Consider the following 18,270-nt stretch of genomic DNA (forward strand, 5'->3'; position numbering starts at 1 on the left):
AAATAACCGACCAAGAAAAAGGTTAGGATTTAAAACACCCAACGAAGTTTTTATGCAGTCTGTAAAACGTGTTGCACTTCGTACTTGAATCCACGAAATATATTAACTGAAGTTTAAATCTAAATTACTCAATACGTTTCTTATTAAGGTTTCTAGGAAATAAGAATAATTGGTTTTTAAATTCTTTAAAGTTAATTAATATGAATATTTAAGTATTACTTATCATTAATAAAGCTTTGAAGCCTAAAGGTTTTATTTAGGAAGTCACTAATTAAACTAATAAATCAATATACAAAAATATCTTGAGCAGATAAGGAAGGATGGGTAGACACTCCCACAACTGCTATTTGAATTGGCATCACTCCATTTGCTGAATTACCATCTGCATCATAATAAAGTGCCCCACTATTATTATCATAAATTATGTGTTGATCAATAGTGATTGTGGTATTTGATCCGAAACCTGATATAAAATCTTTATTTGATAAGTGAGAATTTAAGTTGTTTTTTCCTAAGGCAGTAAAAATGGCTCTGTCTAACCAAATACTATCAGTTCCAATTTGAAAATCAGAAATGATGTCAATATTATGATCTGTTACAGAGTCAAAGATAAATCGGTCTTGACCAGCTCCCCCTATTAAGAGATCATTGCCATCTCCGCCGATGATGCTGTCGTTACCATTGCCACCATCAATTGTGTCATTTCCAGCTCCCCCTACAAGACTATTTCTTCCGGAGTTACCTATCATTGAAACATCGTAAGTTAGTACGCTAGCATCCACATTAATAGATGTTCCTGCTGTAGTTATTGCACTAGAAGCATTACCTGTTCCAATAACAATTTTTTCAATTCCATATGTTGAATTGAGGACCACCAAAGTTCCTGCCGTTAGTAATGCGACTCGAAGTTCGTCTATATCATTTTGACCAGTTCCTGTGTCGTTCATTGTTTCACCTGTGGCATAGTCGGTTAGTCTAGTAACTGAATAGATATCTGAACCGTTTCCACCGTTTAAAGTATCAGCGCCAGCGCCTCCGGTTAAAACGTCCTCTCCATCACCGCCAAATAAAATATCACCACCACCGCCACCACTTAATGTGTCATTGCCAGTGCCACCAGTTAATGTGTCAGCCCACATAGATCCTTTTAAGTTAGTCGCAGAACCCATGTTCGATATATTAAACCCAGTGGCACCAGAGATTACTTTATCTAAGTCTACCGCCATTGAGTCAGTTATGATATTTACGATACCTCCATTGTTATAGGTTGCCGCAGTTGCTGTCCATGCCGAAGTTATAGTGGCATTCAATATTGCATTATTTGTTACATTGATAATATCTGCACCACCAGTTCCTAAGTCTAAAATACTATCAAGACCTGAGGTCGCTATGAATGTATCTTGACCAGCTCCTCCTATTAAGAGGTCATTGCCATCTCCGCCGATGATGGTGTCGTTACCATTACCACCATTAATTGTGTCATTTCCAGCCCCCCCTACAAGACTATTTCTTCCGGAGTTACCTATCATTGAAACATCGTAAGTTAGTGCGCTAGCATCCACATTAATAGATGTTCCTGCTGTAGTTATTGCACTAGAAGCATTACCTGTTCCAATAACAATTTTTTCAATTCCATATGTTGAATTGAGGACCACCAAAGTTCCTGCCGTTAGTAATGCGACTCGAAGTTCGTCTATATCATTTTGACCAGTTCCTGTGTCGTTCATTGTTTCACCTGTGGCATAGTCGGTTAGTCTAGTAACTAAATAGATATCTGAACCGTTTCCACCGTTTAAAGTATCAGCGCCAGCGTCTCCGGTTAAAACGTCCTCTCCATCACCGCCAAATAAAATATCACCACCACCGCCGCCACTTAATGTGTCATTACCTGAACCAGAGTCAATTAAGTTAGAAATGTCATTGCCAATTAATGTGTCATTAAATGAACTTCCAGTTAAGTTTTCAATATTGAGAAGTGTATCTACTCCCGCACCAATAGTGTTTTGAGCTAATTTTATTGCAAGACTTACTTTTACGCCGGCAGTTGCAATAATGTAGGATGCTGTATCTAGGCCCATTTCACCATCTAAATAAGTATTACCAATCCCACTAATTAGCAAATCATTCCCAACTCCGCCTTTAATGGTATCCCTTCCAAGGCCCCCAGAAATTGTGTCGTTAAAAATTGATCCTTGAATTATGGTACTGGCACCAGAGTTTGTAATTGAATAACCTAAACCATCAGTTATCTTCGATAAATCAATGCTAAATCCATTTGTATCGATAGTTACTGAACCATAGTTATTTGAGTTGGAATTAATCTCTAAATTGGATGTTGCATTGAAATTGGCTATTCCACCCTGAGCAATCGTAAACACAGCCCCATTTTCGATTGAAAAATTATTTGAAATACCATATTTCAGGACATCCAATCGTCCTCCGGAGTGAATAAATCCATTATTTGCATATCCAGAGTAGAGTTCAAGTTTGCCGCCTGAATTTATAGTCGCACCGTTAGATACTCCCAATAAATAGGGATCTAAACCATAACTACTTACAAAAAGAGCTCCCCCATTGTTGATTGTGGCGTAATTTGAAACTCCTCCTTGAACATACTCGCATCCACTATTATTAAGAATAGTTCCAATAGATAACCCTGAATTACCAAGAACTCCACCATTTAAGATAGTATTTTTTGCCGAACCACCGGGTAAGATTCCAACATATCCACCATTGTTAACTGTGTCATTGGCCTCCCCACCAATTTGCATTGAACCAAGATTAACAATAGTTGAATTCGCTATTCCTCCATCATGCCATCCTGTGTAAATACTATAAGTTACTCCATCGACATTAACGGAACCACCATTAATTACCGTTCCATTTGAGACTCCAGCACCAGCGACAAGTTGTAAACCGCCAAAATTCACAACAGTATTATTTGCCACCCCTCCAATTGAATAGTTTGTATACCCAACATATTGTCTACCACTATCATTAATGATGGTATTGTTTGCAACACCACCGGTGTTAACATATTGAATTCCTCCCACATTAAAGGAATATCCATTTCCTTCAACTAATCCGCCGTTAATGATGGTTCCATTCGCTATGCCACTAACCCCTTGTGAACCTGAAATAATGATAGTGTCATTTGCAACCCCTCCTAAAAAAACACCCTGAGAACCAGAGTAATTTATCGTACTTCTATTTGCAACGCCTCCAGATTGAACATATTGCATTGAAGAAAAAGTCACATCATTAGAAATGCCACCATTAAGAATTTCTTCCATTGCTTGCGGAGGTGAAAAGTCACCTCCGTTAACAATTACACCATTCCCAACCTGAACGTAATGAAGAATTCCACCAGGATTGATAGTGATTCCAGGGAAATTATTTCCATAGTAGGTACCATCAGACAAGTGTAGGTCGAGGTAACCACCTGAATTAATTTGTATTCCGCTATAAAATGAGCCCCCCATAATGATTATTTCAGCACTTCCGTTTACACTAATGTTGCTAACAGTTCCACCGGCATAATTAATTATTAAATCACCATATTCAAGAGTTATATTTGATATTGATTCGCCAGATTGAATATAGTAAGAAGTCATTATGTTTCTCAAAATTTGATAAAGAAGTTTATTGATTTTTTTACGGATTAATAAAATCAAAAGTAAAAACTTATTTTTAATCATACAAGCATCGAGGCTCAACGCCTGAGCTTTTCATGAGTCTAAAAAAAATTTGGACTTAACGAGCAAAAAATAAAGGTTTTAATTTGTTATATGTGGTTCGGTAATTGGGTTGGAAGAACTAAAAGAGTTAGGACAAGCTGACATAATTTATTTGGCATACATTTTTGGCCATGGGTAATTGCTAATTTAAAAAAAATACAAAGTCAGTTATTGTGAATAATCACTATTCATGATTAAGAAGATCTTCATGCCTAAATTTACTAAAATTGCTTTTTTATTCCTTTGCCTTCCTCTCGTATCTTGTACTAGCCTGATTCAAGATACACAAAAATCGGGTGCCGATTTAGTCGTTATTAATGCCAAAGTGATTACCTTAGATGCGAGTCACAAAGAGGCACAGGCGGTTGCAGTACGATCTGGGAAATTTATTAAGGTTGGTAGTAATGACGAGATCCAAGCCCTGATCCAAACAGGCACCAAGGTGATTGATGCCAAAGGTAAAACACTGATTCCGGGTTTGAACGATGCCCATATTCATATGGTTAGAGCAGGAATGTACTGGAAGTATGAAGTTCGCTTAGATGAAGCGACTTCCATCCCTGAAATCCTAAAACTGATTAGTGAACGTGTACAAAAAACACCCAAAGGGACTTGGATTTTGACCCTCGGTGGATGGCATCCTAGTCAAATAAAAGAGCGCCGCATGCCGACTCTCGAGGAATTAGACCGTGTAGCCCCGAATCATCCGGTGTATCTTCAAGCCCTAAGAGATGTCGGGCAAATGAATACGGCGGCCATTCAACAAAGTAAAATTACCGCTCAATCTGAACTACCCGGTGGCGTGACTATTGGCAAAGATGCTACAGGAAATTTTAATGGATTCATTAAAGGGTTTAACGGTCAAGTGTTAGCCTTAAAAGCATTCCCAACGCCTAGCTTAGAAGAGAAAATTACAGGACTCCAACTGGTGATGCGCGACTTTAATCAAGCGGGACTAACGAGCGTAGGAGAGACCTTTGGCATTGGCGTAGATGAGCCTGATTATCAAGTCTTATTTGAAACCTGGCGTCGTAAAAAAATGAGCGTACGTGTTGGCCTGCATTTTCCGACGGGCAGTCAAAATGAAGCTAAAAAATGGATTGCGTCTACTACCAGCGCTTCGAGTGATGAGATGCTGTTATTCAATGGCCTTGGCGAAGGCGTTCTAAATAGTATGGGAGATGGGTATCTTCCCAAACAATTTCCGATTAGTAATCAGGCAAAAGAGGAGCTTGCAAAGATTGTAGCGCTTGGTGCTGACAGTAAAATTAACTTTCAGTTTCATGCGACTTTAGAAACCACCATGAATGCCATGTTGGATTCCTTAGAGGCAGTCCATCAGACTTCACCGATCAATGATTTACGAATTACTTTTTTACATGCTGAGCAAATCACTCCTAGCATTATGGCGAGAATGAAAAAATTGGGCATGGGTGTGCAAATGCAAAATCGCCAATCACTCGGTAGTGATCTGATGCAGACCAATTGGGGTGATCGTGCGCAGGATATACCACCCGTCAAAACCGTCTATCAAAGTGGTCTGCCAATTGGTGGTGGGACGGATGGCACGACCTCTTCTTCTTATCGACCTTTCATTTCGATGCACTGGCTCATCTCCGGTAAAAATTGGCGCGGCGATGTTGTTAGACCTACCGAGAAATTAACGAGAGAAGAAGCATTAAGAATGTACACCCAAGGCAGTGCTTGGTTTACTTGGGAAGAAAATAAGAAAGGCACAATCGCCAAGAATAGGTTGGCAGATTTCTTGATACTCGATAAAGACTATTTCACCGTGCCTGAAGACGATATCCGTTGGTTAAAACCTGTTACGACGGTTGTTGGTGGTAATGTCGTTTATCAAATGCAGGATTGAAAAAAATCGATCCAGTAATCAAGGCATCTATTCAGCATCGAGTTCTGAGTAGATGCCCTTCAAGTAATTGTTACTGAAATGAGTATTTAATTCGTTGGTTTGAGTTTGAGAATTTCTCTCGCATCATTGGAAGAAGCTAACTCACCCCCTAAGTCTTCCACAATCCGTTTCGCACGTTCGACTTGTTGTGCATTGCTTTCGCACAAGACACCTTTGGACATATAGATATTATCTTCAAGGCCAACACGAACACCACCACCTAACAATAAGGATTGGGCAACGGTCGGGAAGGCCGCACGACTAATACCAAAGGCTGCCCATTTAGCACCATGTGGTAATTGATTACGCATATACATGAGTGTTTGTGGATCGGTGTTGAGAGCGTACTTCACACCCAACACAAAGGTGAATAGACCGGGACCTTCAAGAGTGCCTTCTTTCATTAAGTCTTTCGCAAGATTTAAATCACCAGTATCAAATATTTCTAGTTCAGGCATCACTCCTGCATCGCGAATCACTTTAGCCATGACACGGACAGAAGCAGGCGTATTGACAGCAATTTCATTGACCGTATTCATGGTGTTTAAATCCAATGAACAAATATCTGGTTTTAAAGCCGTAATATGTTCAACCCTTCTGAGAGGATGACATAAGCTTGTGCCAGGTGCAAACACCTTTGGATCATCTGCTGATGGAATGAAACGCGCACCGACACCAGTGGTCAAATTAATCACGACCTCACGATTGCGCGCCTTAATTAGATGCAGCACTTCGGCATAGTGAGCCAATTCCATGGATGGTGTGCCTGTTTCAGGATTGCGTACATGCAGATGAACAACCGCCGCACCAGCATCGGCAGCTCTTAGCGCAGACTCAGCAATTTGAGCAGGCGTAATGGGAAGATAAGGTGTCATATCCGGTCTAGTCAAGCTACCAGTAATCGCGCAGGTCAAGATAGTTTTACTCATGAGTGTCTCCTTTTTTTATAGATAAATTTTTTCTATTATGAAGCCAAGTAACAGAAATTACAGTAGGGACTTTATCGGGATATACCCTAGCAAGAGAACTTTTTGCGTAAATTTCGATTAGACTAATTCTCGAGACAAGTCGGTAAATAAAATTTTATAACTAAGATTTACATTGAAAGATTGCAACATGAGCAAATTTTTAAATGGATTTTTTTGTACGGTATTTTTATTTTCAAGTAACGCCTTCGCCCAATCTACGCAATCCGCTACTAGTTATCCTAGTAAACCGATTCGCATTATTGTGCCTTTTGCGGCCGGTGGAGCGGGTGATACAGCAGCGAGGGTCTTATCCCAAAAACTCAGTTCGATTTTGAATCAATCCGTATTGATTGAAAACAAGCCAGGAGCTGGAGCGCAAATTGGTACACAGTTTGTCGCGAGTTCACCGCCAGATGGTTATACGATTCTCGCCGGCTCATCAGCCATCGTGGTGAATCCCGCCTTGAATGCCGCGACTGCTACCTATCAACCCGAAAAAGATTTCGCACCGATTGTGATTGGCGCTACCCAACCGATGGTGATTGTAGTCAATCAAGCCTTGGGTGTGAAAAACTTTCATCAACTCAAAGAAATTGCCGGCAAGGAAAAATTGTCATTTGCTTCTGCTGGTGCTGGGACGCAGCCACACGTTGCATGTGAGCGCATCTTTAATGGTCTGTGGAAATTAAATATTCCGCATATTCCCTACAAAGGAATTTCGCCAGCCATTACCGGTTTGGTTGGCGGGGAAGTGCCCATTTACTGTGGTGCACCAGTTGGAGTTGGACAGTTTGTCAAACAAGGAAAGCTACAAGTATTGTTAGTCACGAGTGAGACACGTGTGCCTAATTTTCCGGAGGTGCCGACGGTCATCGAGTTAGGTTTACCAGAAATGAAGGATGATATTTGGCAAGGTTTTTTTGCGCCCGCAAAGACACCTCCAGCCATTATTCAAAAATTAAACTTGGCATTAAATCAAGCGCTTAAATCACCTGAGGTGATTGAAAAATTAGAACAAAATGACTTTGTGATGTTGGGCGGAACGCCTAAGCAAGCATCAGACTTTATTTCTTCTGAGGTGGTTCGTTGGGGAAAAATTGCGACTGAGGTCAGTGCATTACCGATGCAGTAAAGCAACATTAAAAATACAATTAAGGGAGACAAGATGTCAGTAATTCAGGCAAGCGTGGAAGGCCAAACGCACTGGGCTTATAAAGAGGAGGTCAAACTTTTTCTTTGGCAGAAAAAACGCTTTGCAAATACGAACTACCGAGGAACCATATTATTTATACATGGATCCTCTTGGTGCTCACAACCCACCTTTGATTTACAGGTTGATGGGAGATCTTGGTCTTCAGTCATGGATTTCTTTGCATCGAAGGGCTATGACACATGGTGTCTAGATAACGAGGGCTATGGTCGTTCCGATAAGAGCCGGGATATTAACTTTGGGGTTGAAAATGGCGCGCAAGATATTGTTGCCGCTACTGACTATATTCTGAAACATGATGCTATTCAACAAGTGCTTTTGTACGGGATTTCTTCTGGCGCATTGAAGTCTGCCTTGTTTACGCAGTGGTATCCAGAGCGGGTATCTCGTCTGGCTCTTGACGCTTTTGTCTGGACGGGTGAGGGGAGTCCCACGCTTGTTGAGAGAAGAAAAATGTTACCAAATTTAGTGGGGGTGAATCGTCGACCTTTTAACCGTGAAGTAATTCAAAGTGTCTTTGACCGAGATCACCCTGGTACTGCAGATCAAAAAATGATTGATGCCTTTGCTACAGCATCTTTAGAACTCGATGATTCAGTTCCTACTGGCACTTATGTGGATATGTGTACGAAATTACCAATGGTCGATCCATTAAAAGTCACCGTTCCGACCATCATGATGCGTGGTGAATATGATGGTATTGCCGGTATTGATGATTTGATTGAGTTTTTTAGACGTCTGCCTAATACCGATAAACACTTTGCTGTGATGCCAGGTGTGGCACATGCTAGTTTTCAACAAACGAATTATTTGTTGGTTTACGACGTGCTACTCGCCTTCTTTAGTCAAACTCCAGCAGTATTTTTGGCAAAATGAACCATCCTTACCTAAAACCCGGCCAATGGCTTGCGGCCCTGCTTTTGTCCTTGGGACTGATGGTGTCTGCCCTTTTGCAGGCTCAATCGGCCTACCCGAACAAACCCATCAAAATTATTGTGGGCTTTGCCCCAGGTAGTTCCTCTGATGTGGCGGCGCGCGTGATTGGCGATAAGATGGGGCAGGTTTTAGGTCAATCAGTGATCGTTGAAAATAAACCGGGAGGTAGTTCTGGGGTTGCTGCCAAATTGGTTGCATCCCTCCCACCCGATGGTTATACCTTGTATTTGAGTACGGTGGCCAACGTAATCAATACAGTTGCTAAGGGTGCTGCCGAAACAGATTTATCGAAAGATTTAACGGCGGTTAGTATGATCGGTAGTGTGCCTAATATTTTAGTGGTTCACCCCTCATTGAATGTGAATTCGCTGACTGAGCTGATTCAGTTATTAAAATCAAAGCCCAATGAAATTGCTTATGCCAGTGCTGGTAACGGAACAGCTTTACATATGGCGGCGATGTTGTTTTCGATGATGGCGGATGTGAAAATGATTCATGTTCCTTATCAAGGTAGCAATGCTGCGATGGCCGATTTATTAGCAGGTAGGACCTCGGTGATGTTTGTACCAGCCTCGACTGTCATGCAGCATGTCACTTCCGGAAAATTAAAGGCCTTAGCCTCCACCGGACTCAAAAGAAGTTCCATTGCTAGTGACATTCCTACCTTAAATGAATTAGGACTGACTGGTTTTGAATCAACGGTCTGGTTTGGTTTAATGAGTCCCAATGGCCTGCCAGAATCGATGGATGCAAGCTTAAACAAAGCGATTGCCCAAGCGATTCAATCGCCAGAAGTACAACAGCAATTTAAATCGCAAGGGATTGAGAGTTCTTATTTAAATAGCAAAGATTTCGCGACTTATATTAGGTCTGAAAATGACAAGTGGACGAAAGTGATTAAAAACTCAAATATCAAATTGTATTGAGCAGCTTGAGATTGTTGGAGGGCGTTTTTACTGACTGCACCGTTTTATATAAAAATTCTAAAAAAAACATCACTACTGTATTAAACTCTTCAAATACAACTTTGGAGACTAGAAATGTACAATCCATTTCAATATATCGTTAAAACTAAATCAATCCTCATGATTGGTCTCATCTGTGGCCTATTTAGCCAGATGGCATCTGCGCAAACAGAATGGCCAAAAGCGAAAAACGTGACAATTTACGTAGCTTTTGCACCTGGTGCATTTACGGACGTCATTGCTCGAATTGTGGGCCAAGAGCTTGCTAAAACGACGGGTGGTAATTTTGTGGTCGAAAACAGACCCGGTGCTGGCGGCAACATAGCGACGCAGTTTGTTAAAAGAGCCCCTGCAGATGGTTACTCTATCTTGGTTCATAGCGTGGCCTACGCAGTGAATCCTTCCTTGTATACCAATGCTGGCTACGATGCGCTGAAAGACTTTGCGCCTCTAGCATTAGGACCACGTACCCCAAACATCATTACGGTCAATCCGAAGGTGCCTGTCAAAGATCTTAAAGAGTTAATCGATTTAGCCAAAAAAGAACCAATGAGCTACGCCTCTTCTGGTATTGGCACCACAACCCATTTGTCGATGGAGCGCTTAAAGACGGCTGCGCACGTTGATATTACCCATGTGCCGTATCAACCTGCCCAAGCAGTGGGTGCTGCAGTTGCTGGTCATACGCAAATTTCTTCCACTTCCATGCCACCAGCTGTCCAACAAATTAAAGCCGGTAATGTGAGAGCGATTGCAGTAACAAGTTCGAAGCGTTCTGTTTTATTACCAGATGTACCAACAGTTGGTGAGTTTGGTTACAAAGATTTTGATGACTACACTTGGGTTGGTTTCTTCGTGCCGGTTGGTACGCCACCAGCCTTAGTAGATCAAATGAACGCTGCTATTAATCGTGCGATGGAAACACCGGAAGCCAAAGAAAAGTTTGTCCTTCAAGGCATGGAATCTACCAAAAATACTTCCGCACAGTTCGGTACTTTCTTACAAAGCGAAGTGAAGAAATGGGCTGGCGTTGTAGTGAGCTCTGGCGCTAAGGTAGAGTAATAACAAAATGAATCAGTCAGTTCTTGTCAATTAAAGGCAAGAGCTGATTACTGTTCAGACTGGTCGTACACACGGTTCATCCAATTCTTTTTCCAGGAATTAAACAGTACCGTTCCTAATAGAAGCACCGCCATATACGTAGTGAATTCGGTAGTGCCTTTATTCTCTAGTGGCCAAATCCAATAGGCCAAACCAAAAATCAGCATAAAAAATAAACCGTGTGCAAGATAGTGCTCGATTTTGAGAGCGAGTGTGGAATCAGAAGGAGGCGTCATTGTCTTGTTTTTTTATTAAGATAATGTCCTTTATAACAAATTTATGGCAAAAATGCGAATCATTCCCCTAGCTACAGTAGTCTTATTTTTCCGGACGTAAAAACAGAGACGGCAAAGGAGTTTTGTGCGTATACTTTGCATGTTCAATAGCTACTTTTAGGTCTTTCTCCTATTTAAACGATTCGATATGCTGCAGAAAAATAAATTTAGTCAGGTCCTGCGAACTAACTTTAAAGAAAAGTATCGTTCTGAAGGATTTGATTTTTATCACGGGACCCTCAAGAGTTCCCTCACCAAATTTATTGGTACCTTTGTGCTGATCTTTTTGGGCTTAAATGCCATCTTTGGTTTTTTATACTATCTTCAGCCCAACTCCATTGCTGGAGTACCTACACATAATTTTTTAGACTGTTTTTTCTTTAGCGTGCAAACCATGGGTACGATTGGTTACGGTGCCTATACGCCGCAAACGATTTATGCCCATACTTTAGCGACGCTGGAAGTGATGATTGGCTTAGTCGGAATCGGGACTTTTGCGGCCTTAACCTTCGCTCGTATTTCATTGCCAAGTGGGCGCTTAAAGTTTAGTGAGCAGTGTGTGATCAATGTAGATGATGGCGTGCCCAAGCTCATGTTTAGAGTCGTACACTTGCGTAATAACATGATCATGAATGCCAAGATCAGCTTACAACTCTTGATGCCGACTACCAACTCTCATGGTCAAGTAGAAATTTGCTTAGTAGATATGCCTCTGGAGAATAATTACTATCATGTCATGACGGCGAGTTGGGTGGTGAAGCATGAGATTACCAATACGAGTCCGATTTTCAATAAAACGCAGGCCGACTTAGCTGCCGAGAAGTGCTGTTTAATTGCGACAATTACCGGGATTGATGGCACGATTTCTCAAAACGTGAATCACGTCTATTCCTATTTGCCAGAAGATATTTTGTGGGATCGGCGGTTTAAAAGCGTGATTCAGTTTGATGCCGAGCAGGGGGAGCATGTGATTGACTTAAATATGGTCAATGATCTAGAAGAGGCTTTTACTCAGCAACCAGGTTTCAAAAAAATCTTATCCGGTTTGATGAAAAAATGAAAACAGTCCCTCATTTATTAACGCTTTTAGATCCAACGGGTAAACCTTTTTATGTCTATCACCGCAAAATTCCTAAGGATCTTCAAGCAACTGTTGGGCGAGACGATCTAAAAATTTCCTTAGGCTCTTCTTTAGAAGAAGCGAAGGTGCGGATTAGTCATTTGAGTCAGCAGCATAACTCCTTGTTTCATCTGTTGCGAGATCCGAAGAAAGTCGGTCATGCTGAAGCTAAAGCCTTACTGATTGCCCATCATGTGCAGTTTGATGATGTCTTGCCGGGTAATGATTCTAAGAGTGTTTAACGCATTGGCAATAAAAAAGACTCCTTACGGGAGTCAATCGGTTTTGCCCAGAAGTTCAAGGAAGCTAGAGCATAGCTGTTTACCTCTTGCATCACTGACACGGTTATGTTTCCACTCACTAGTCCACTCATGCCTAACCACTAGTTACCGATACGCAATCTCAAAACACATCGATCTATTGATTCTAGTGAACAAAGAATTCCCAAAATGTCAGACGTATCTGAAAGTGTTGTCAGTAAAATCTGATAGTAAATCCTTAAGTAAATTCTTATTAATCGCCCAATGAACCACCTCATTATTTTTTTTCATGGCTATGCCTCTAGCCCAAAGGCTGAAAAGTTTCAAAAGTTAGCTGCCTATTTTGGGCCCAACCAGGTATTTGCCTTTGCCGCCGACCTTGATCCCGAGCGCTCTTTAGTGGAGGTGCTGGCAAATATTGAAGCAGTGATTGCTGGCAAAAAACAAGAAGCGCCTGTCACTGGCGCAGAGTCGGAGCGCATCGGTTTGATTTTGGTGGGCAGTTCAATGGGCTGTTGGTTGGCTAGTCGGTTAAGTCAGAAGCTTGGATTGGATTATCCCTGTCAATTAGTATTAATCAATCCCTGTTTAGATCCGGCCCATGTGCGCGCCCAGCATCCTGAGCATGCTGATGTATTAGCCAAGTATCAAGCGGTGGAGCCGCTCCCCAAGGCACATTACTTTATCTCTCGTCATGACGAGGTGATTGATCATACGAAGATCATCGAGGAACTAACGGGAAGTGAGGTGGGAAATACGGCGATATCTATTTTTGAAGATGCTGATCATCGTTTTAATGGACCAGAGTTTTCGAGTGTCTTGCGCTATATTGAACAGCTACTGAAGACCCAAGAGTGAAGAATGTCTAATCAAGCGTATTTAGCTAACAGAGTTTCGCTAAATACGCCGATTTCTACATTAATCTAGGGGAGCTAACATGGCACCTTTAATTTGATGGCGTACCATGGACTCAGAAACAAATCCTGAACGTTTCATTCTAGACACAAAATCCGACATAAATGCCTGGGTTGCAGCTGAAGTGGTTTTATGCACACCCATCGCTTGACGAATCTCCATAAATTTACCAGGTAACAAACGTAAACTAGGGTTCTGGATGATGTCAGATTCTAGTTGTTGCTTCACGCCAGCTGCAACTTCATAGTTACCTTCGAGGAAGAGCTTGACGACCGTTGGTGAAGTTTCAGCACGAATGAGTTGGGCTTGTTTGATTTCACGGGTAAGGTATAAGTCATAAGCACTTCCTTTACCAACTACAATGCGGTTCGGTGCTTTATCTACTTCTTCATTTGCTCTGAGTGGTGAATTATTCTTTACTAAATAAGCACCTTCAATCACGATATATGGCGCTGTAAAGAAGATCTCTTTGCCACGCACAGGATCTACTGCAAAAAAGCCAAAATCAGCATTTTTATTGGACACTGCTTCCACCGACTTACCCGCGGCTTCAAAAACCACGAGTTCGACTTCAGTATTGAGTTCTTTACCTAACTGATTGGCTAAATCAATTGAAACACCATAGGGGAGAGAACCAACTGCATCTCTTTTTGCCAAAATAGGATTGCCAACGTTAATAGAAGCTCTCAGTTTGCCAGTAGGGGCTAAGTCTTTCAAAATCTCTTGTATGTTTGCCATGTTTGCTATCTCCTCATTGTTATTGATCAATCCATTTTAATGAATAATTTTGAAGACCCCAAATTTATTCAATTGAAAACAGTTTCGGTTATGCTATTAAATTATTAGCAATTCCTTTTGAGACATTCGTAGTTATGCAAGAGACTTCTTTAAGCGATTCACAACCAACGCAACAACATTCAGGGAATGCGCGACCTGAGAGTGCAAAAGCCCTGTTTTGGGCCTTGTCGATGCTTGCCCTGAAAGGCTTTGGTGGTGTTTTTCCGATTGCTCGTCAGGTGATTGTGGAAGAGCGCAAGTGGTTAACGAATAAAGAATTTTTAGAAGAGTGGGCGGTTGCACAGGTCTTACCTGGTCCTAATATTGTCAATTTATCCGTAATGCTCGGTAATCGCTGGTTTGGTGGCCTAGGTGCTTTTTTAGCAGTTTCTGGTATTTTTTTCTTTCCATCGATTGTTTTAATCCTAGTGGCTATCTTTTTTGAACATATTAAAGATTTACCTCTCGTGGCGGGTGCGCTCAAGGGCATGGGGGCAGTTTCTGCGGGATTAATTGCAGGTTCTTCGATTAAATTAGCTACGGGCCTCAAGACCCATCCAATTTCTTTATGGGGCGCACTGCTCTTTTCCTTTTTTGCTTTTCTAGGTTTAGTCATTTTTCATTTGAAATTGATTGTTTTACTGTTAACTCTTGCGCCTATTTGTATTTACTTAACTTATTTGCGGATTCGGGAATTACCTGGTAAGCAAGCAGATACTTCCTCAGAAGCTCAGTCTAAGCATTCGGAGCACCAATCATGATGCTTGGCTTAACGGATTGGTTCCATGTCGCGTGGCAATTTGCGAGCGTTTCTTTATTTGCGATTGGTGGTGCGATTGGGCTCTTGCCAGAAATGCATCAGTTTTTCGTGATCGAAAATAAATATATTACCGAGGACCAATTTACGAACGGAATTGCCTTGGCTCAGGCTTCACCGGGCCCCAATGCGTTAATGATGGCGATGCTCGGTTGGGGCTTTGGGGTGAATGCCACACCAGTGGGTCACTCGACCATTCCCTATGCGGTGATTGCCTTTGTCATGTCGATGTTTTGTATCCTATTACCATCTTGCTTATTAAATTTCACGGCCACAAGGTGGGTGCATAAAAATAATGAACGCATGATTGTGAAGTCCTTTAAGAAGGGGGTAGCGCCCGTCGTGGTGGGCACGATGCTGGCTTCCAGTTGGATTATTGTTGCTCATGACATGAATGTCGCGGTTTACTGGCCAACGTGGTTACTCGCTTTCGTATCTGTTCTTTTAGTGGTATTCACCCGCTTACATATTCTGGCCTTATTGGGCCTCGGCGCTCTTGTCGGGATGACCGGCTGGATCGCTTAGTTTCATCACTTCTTTCCATTTCATTGAGCGGTAGGCAAGACTGAGCTAAGCCCAAGTGATGCTAGTGCCTGACGAGTTAAAGGCTTTTTATTACGAAGCAAAATCTGTACAACCCGGAAAACATACAGCGCTCAGTATTCAAGACTGGTTTTGGTTTGAAACTACTGCAGGGGAAGTTTTCCTTGAATTAAAAGAGCAAGTTTCTCAATTAGAGGAGACTTCTTTTAAGGGTTTAGCAACAACTAGCCTTGTGCCAAGGGTGATTCAACAGCGTATCGTTAGTCCAACATAAAAGATGTATGCGAGAAGGACTAATCGCTTTCATCAGCACCCATAGGTTTAAATAAAATTTAAGCCTATGGGGAATCCCCTAGGTAGCATTTGTTTTAGTTTTGTATATATTCAATAGTTGATTACAAAAAAGATTCGAGAATAATGAATCGCCAAACAAACAGGAGACAAGATGAATGCCCCATCAGTAACTAAGGCGGATATTCTGCAGGCATGCAAAGACATGCTTTGTAAAGAACTTTACGTGGTTTTTACAACACCAACGAATGGTTTAGGTCCGGTGATGGAACACCTAGAAAAGCATTTGGAGTTTCAAATTGGTTTAGAAAAGTCAGGTGTGATGTTTGGGGCTGGACCCTTTTTTGCCGAGAATGAGTCCGATTGGAATGGCGAGGGAATGGTGATTATTCGGGCTAATTCCTTAGAGCATGCCCAAGAAATTGCAGCTAAAGATCCAATGCATCAATCTGGCGCTAGAACATTTAAGGTGAGACCTTGGTTACTGAATGAAGGCACGATTACGATTCAGTTGAACTATTCAGACCGTTCACAAAAAATACTTTAAGAAAGGAATTGGATATGCTGTTGCAATCAAGAAAGTTCTTATTTTCGAAAGTGAAGAGTTGGCAGGGTCTTATTATTGTGCTTTGTGCATTCGTCAGCAGTATGAGCTTTGCGCAAAGCGATTTTCCTAAACAAAAACCGATCAACTTGATTGTGGCTACTGGTCCGGGTAGTTCAACCGACTCGATTGCCCGTTTGGTTGCAGCCAAGTTAACTGAAACTTTAGGCTGGAATGTCGTCGTCGAAAACAAGTTAGGAGCGAGTGGCAATATAGCTTGTGTCTATGTGAAAAGATCGAATCCCGATGGCTATTCCATTTTGGTACATAGTGTGTCTTTCGCCATTAATCCTAGTATCTATAAAAATGCTGGCTATGATGCTATCAATGATTTTGAGCCGGTTGCATTAGGAGCAAGTTCCCCCAATGTGATTGGTATTAATGTCGCTTTACCCGTGAATAACCTCAAAGAACTAGTCAGTTACGGAAAAAAAGAAAAGTTGAGTTACTCATCCTCTGGTATTGGCACGACGACGCATTTGACGATTGAGCGCTTTAAAAAAATGACGGATTCTGATTTTGTGCATGCTCCCTATCAACCTGCTCAAGCAGTAGGTGCAACGGTTGCAGGTCATACACAAATATCAAGTACCTCGATGCCACCAACCATTCCGTTTATTAAAGCCGGCAAATTAAAAGCCTTAGCGGTGACGAGTGCGCAGCGCTCAGCAGCCCTCCCAGATGTGCCAACGATGGCAGAGCAAGGATTTCCGGAGTTTGACGATACCACTTGGTTTGGTTTCTTTTCAGCTAGCAAAACACCGCCTGATGTTTTAGCGAAATTAAATGCTGAAATTAATCGAGCCATTGAGTCGAAAGATATCAAAGAGAAGCTGACCGGTTTAGGACTCGATACCAAATCCTTATCCGCTAGTGAGTTCAAGCAGTATGTCAAAGCGGAAGTCCCCAAATGGGCAAAAGCTGTTAAAGAGTCTGGGGCTACCGCTGAATGAGGATTATTTTTTGGGTCTTAAATGTGCTAAGTGAGGATATTTTTCGGTGAGTAAAGAACCGGAATAGTAGGTCTTCTGAAAAACTGGGTGCCCTTGAATATTTTCTAACCAGGCGCTGATGAGTGGCTTATCTGCCCAAGCAGCGCTGAGATTAATATCTTCCATCCGCACAATCACTGGCATCACGGCGATATCCACCAGACTCAGTTGATCACCCATGATCCAAGGACCTTTGTTTTGGGTAATCCATTCATTCATTCTGATCACCGTACGATTCAGTTTATCTAAGGCTTGATCCATTTCTGCCTTTGGAAAACCAGTTCTGCCCATCGTCAGTAAAAACTCTTTACGAAGTGGTTTGGAATTGGCTAAGTCAAGGAAAGCTTCCTCGGTCATTTGCTGAAAATGGGGCAGGAAAGCAAGATTGTAAGAGGGGACCCGAATAGCCGGCGCCGGAATTTCGTCGACATAGCGCATCATCCAGCGCATCAAGGCTTTTTTTTCTGGCTGGGATGGACTGAAGCAAACTTCCTCACTTGCCACTTCATCCAGATATTCGACGATGACTGATGAGTCTAAGATGGTATGTCCGTTATGAATGAGTGCTGGTACCACTGCATTTGGATTAATCGCCAAGTATTCAGGCTTTAATTGATCTCCAGAAAAAAGGTCTAATTTATGTTCAGTAAAGGGTATGTTTTTTGCATTGAGAACAAATCGAACGCGTTGGCTACAAGTTGATTGCGGCGCGTTATACAGAATAAACTCAGCCATATGTCTCCAAAAATTATTTTTTTATGATATTTTTGTTTTATTCTATCCTAATTCAAGATCGATTTTAGGTAGAGGTGAAAGTATTCTTTTGGACACTTCCGGTAAACATTTA

At 41.8% G+C, this 18,270-nt stretch carries 18 protein-coding genes; 13 read left to right on the forward strand and 5 right to left on the reverse strand.

The annotated features are described in order from the left end of the window. Positions 1–284: 284 nt before the first annotated feature. Positions 285–3,698 (reverse strand): beta strand repeat-containing protein, encoded by a 3,414-nt coding sequence (locus B8983_RS14305; protein ID WP_084282204.1) that lies wholly within the window; start codon positions 3,696–3,698, stop codon positions 285–287. Between the two features lie 247 nt (positions 3,699–3,945). Here B8983_RS14305 and B8983_RS02030 point away from each other — a divergent pair, with 247 nt between their 5' ends. Next, positions 3,946–5,610: an amidohydrolase gene (locus tag B8983_RS02030; RefSeq protein WP_159460788.1), complete on the forward strand. Its 1,665-nt coding sequence runs from the start codon at positions 3,946–3,948 to the stop codon at positions 5,608–5,610. Between the two features lie 86 nt (positions 5,611–5,696). Here B8983_RS02030 and B8983_RS02035 read toward each other — a convergent pair whose 3' ends face one another. Beyond that, positions 5,697–6,578 carry a beta-keto acid cleavage family enzyme gene (locus tag B8983_RS02035; protein ID WP_084282206.1) on the reverse strand — a complete coding sequence of 294 codons (882 nt, stop codon included), beginning with the start codon at positions 6,576–6,578 and terminating at the stop codon, positions 5,697–5,699. A 187-nt stretch (positions 6,579–6,765) separates the two neighbouring features. On the opposite strand from B8983_RS02035, the gene B8983_RS02040 reads away from it, so the two are divergent. From B8983_RS02040 to B8983_RS02055, 4 genes are all read left to right on the forward strand, one after another. Next, on the forward strand, positions 6,766–7,749 hold the full coding sequence (locus B8983_RS02040; protein WP_084282207.1) for a Bug family tripartite tricarboxylate transporter substrate binding protein: 984 nt from the start codon (positions 6,766–6,768) through the stop codon (positions 7,747–7,749). Positions 7,750–7,782: 33 nt separating this feature from the next. Beyond that, positions 7,783–8,703, forward strand: coding sequence for an alpha/beta hydrolase (locus B8983_RS02045; protein ID WP_084282209.1), 921 nt, complete (start codon positions 7,783–7,785; stop codon positions 8,701–8,703). Next, positions 8,700–9,689, forward strand: a complete 990-nt coding sequence (locus B8983_RS02050; protein ID WP_084282211.1) for a Bug family tripartite tricarboxylate transporter substrate binding protein — start codon at positions 8,700–8,702, stop codon at positions 9,687–9,689. Before B8983_RS02045 ends, B8983_RS02050 begins: the two co-directional genes overlap by 4 nt. Positions 9,690–9,803: 114 nt before the next feature. Beyond that, complete coding sequence (locus B8983_RS02055; RefSeq protein WP_084282213.1) at positions 9,804–10,790, forward strand: Bug family tripartite tricarboxylate transporter substrate binding protein; 987 nt, start codon at positions 9,804–9,806, stop codon at positions 10,788–10,790. A gap of 47 nt (positions 10,791–10,837) precedes the next feature. Here B8983_RS02055 and B8983_RS02060 read toward each other — a convergent pair whose 3' ends face one another. Continuing rightward, the gene (locus B8983_RS02060) at positions 10,838–11,065 is read right to left on the reverse strand and encodes a hypothetical protein (RefSeq protein ID WP_084282215.1); all 228 of its coding nucleotides are present in this window, start codon (positions 11,063–11,065) and stop codon (positions 10,838–10,840) included. Between the two features lie 187 nt (positions 11,066–11,252). Between B8983_RS02060 and B8983_RS02065 the strand changes: the two genes are divergently transcribed. The 3 genes from B8983_RS02065 (at position 11,253) to B8983_RS02075 (ending at position 13,342) form a co-directional block, all read left to right on the forward strand. Next, entirely contained in the window at positions 11,253–12,164 is a 912-nt protein-coding gene (locus tag B8983_RS02065) for an ion channel (RefSeq protein WP_084282217.1), read from the forward strand. Then, on the forward strand, positions 12,161–12,466 hold the full coding sequence (locus B8983_RS02070) for a DUF6538 domain-containing protein (protein ID WP_084282219.1): 306 nt from the start codon (positions 12,161–12,163) through the stop codon (positions 12,464–12,466). The genes B8983_RS02065 and B8983_RS02070 overlap by 4 nt, the downstream gene beginning before the upstream one ends. A 282-nt stretch (positions 12,467–12,748) precedes the next feature. Then, positions 12,749–13,342 carry a YqiA/YcfP family alpha/beta fold hydrolase gene (locus B8983_RS02075; protein WP_084282221.1) on the forward strand — a complete coding sequence of 198 codons (594 nt, stop codon included), beginning with the start codon at positions 12,749–12,751 and terminating at the stop codon, positions 13,340–13,342. A 60-nt stretch (positions 13,343–13,402) separates the two neighbouring features. Here the strand turns inward: B8983_RS02075 and B8983_RS02080 are convergent, their stop codons facing one another. Beyond that, positions 13,403–14,137: an ABC transporter substrate-binding protein gene (locus tag B8983_RS02080; protein ID WP_084282223.1), complete on the reverse strand. Its 735-nt coding sequence runs from the start codon at positions 14,135–14,137 to the stop codon at positions 13,403–13,405. A 134-nt stretch (positions 14,138–14,271) separates the two neighbouring features. Between B8983_RS02080 and B8983_RS02085 the strand changes: the two genes are divergently transcribed. The 5 genes from B8983_RS02085 to B8983_RS02105 all read left to right on the forward strand — a co-directional run bounded on the left by B8983_RS02085 (position 14,272) and on the right by B8983_RS02105 (position 17,384). Beyond that, a complete protein-coding gene (locus B8983_RS02085; protein WP_084282225.1) occupies positions 14,272–14,937 on the forward strand; it encodes a chromate transporter in 666 nt (221 codons plus the stop codon). Continuing rightward, positions 14,934–15,518: a chromate transporter gene (locus B8983_RS02090; protein ID WP_084282227.1), complete on the forward strand. Its 585-nt coding sequence runs from the start codon at positions 14,934–14,936 to the stop codon at positions 15,516–15,518. The genes B8983_RS02085 and B8983_RS02090 overlap by 4 nt, the downstream gene beginning before the upstream one ends. 58 nt (positions 15,519–15,576) lie before the next feature. Next, positions 15,577–15,810 carry a hypothetical protein gene (locus B8983_RS02095; protein WP_084282229.1) on the forward strand — a complete coding sequence of 78 codons (234 nt, stop codon included), beginning with the start codon at positions 15,577–15,579 and terminating at the stop codon, positions 15,808–15,810. Between the two features lie 171 nt (positions 15,811–15,981). Continuing rightward, positions 15,982–16,374, forward strand: a complete 393-nt coding sequence (locus tag B8983_RS02100; RefSeq protein ID WP_084282231.1) for a YciI family protein — start codon at positions 15,982–15,984, stop codon at positions 16,372–16,374. A 14-nt stretch (positions 16,375–16,388) separates the two neighbouring features. Beyond that, a complete protein-coding gene (locus B8983_RS02105) occupies positions 16,389–17,384 on the forward strand; it encodes a Bug family tripartite tricarboxylate transporter substrate binding protein (protein ID WP_084282233.1) in 996 nt (331 codons plus the stop codon). Positions 17,385–17,387: 3 nt separating this feature from the next. On the opposite strand, the gene B8983_RS02110 is transcribed toward B8983_RS02105, so the two are convergent. Further along, positions 17,388–18,158, reverse strand: coding sequence for a glutathione S-transferase family protein (locus B8983_RS02110; RefSeq protein WP_084282235.1), 771 nt, complete (start codon positions 18,156–18,158; stop codon positions 17,388–17,390). Between the last annotated feature and the right edge of the window lie 112 nt (positions 18,159–18,270).

The sequence above is a fragment of the Polynucleobacter kasalickyi genome, assembly GCF_900176405.1.
Taxonomy (GTDB): Bacteria; Pseudomonadota; Gammaproteobacteria; order Burkholderiales; family Burkholderiaceae; genus Polynucleobacter; species Polynucleobacter kasalickyi.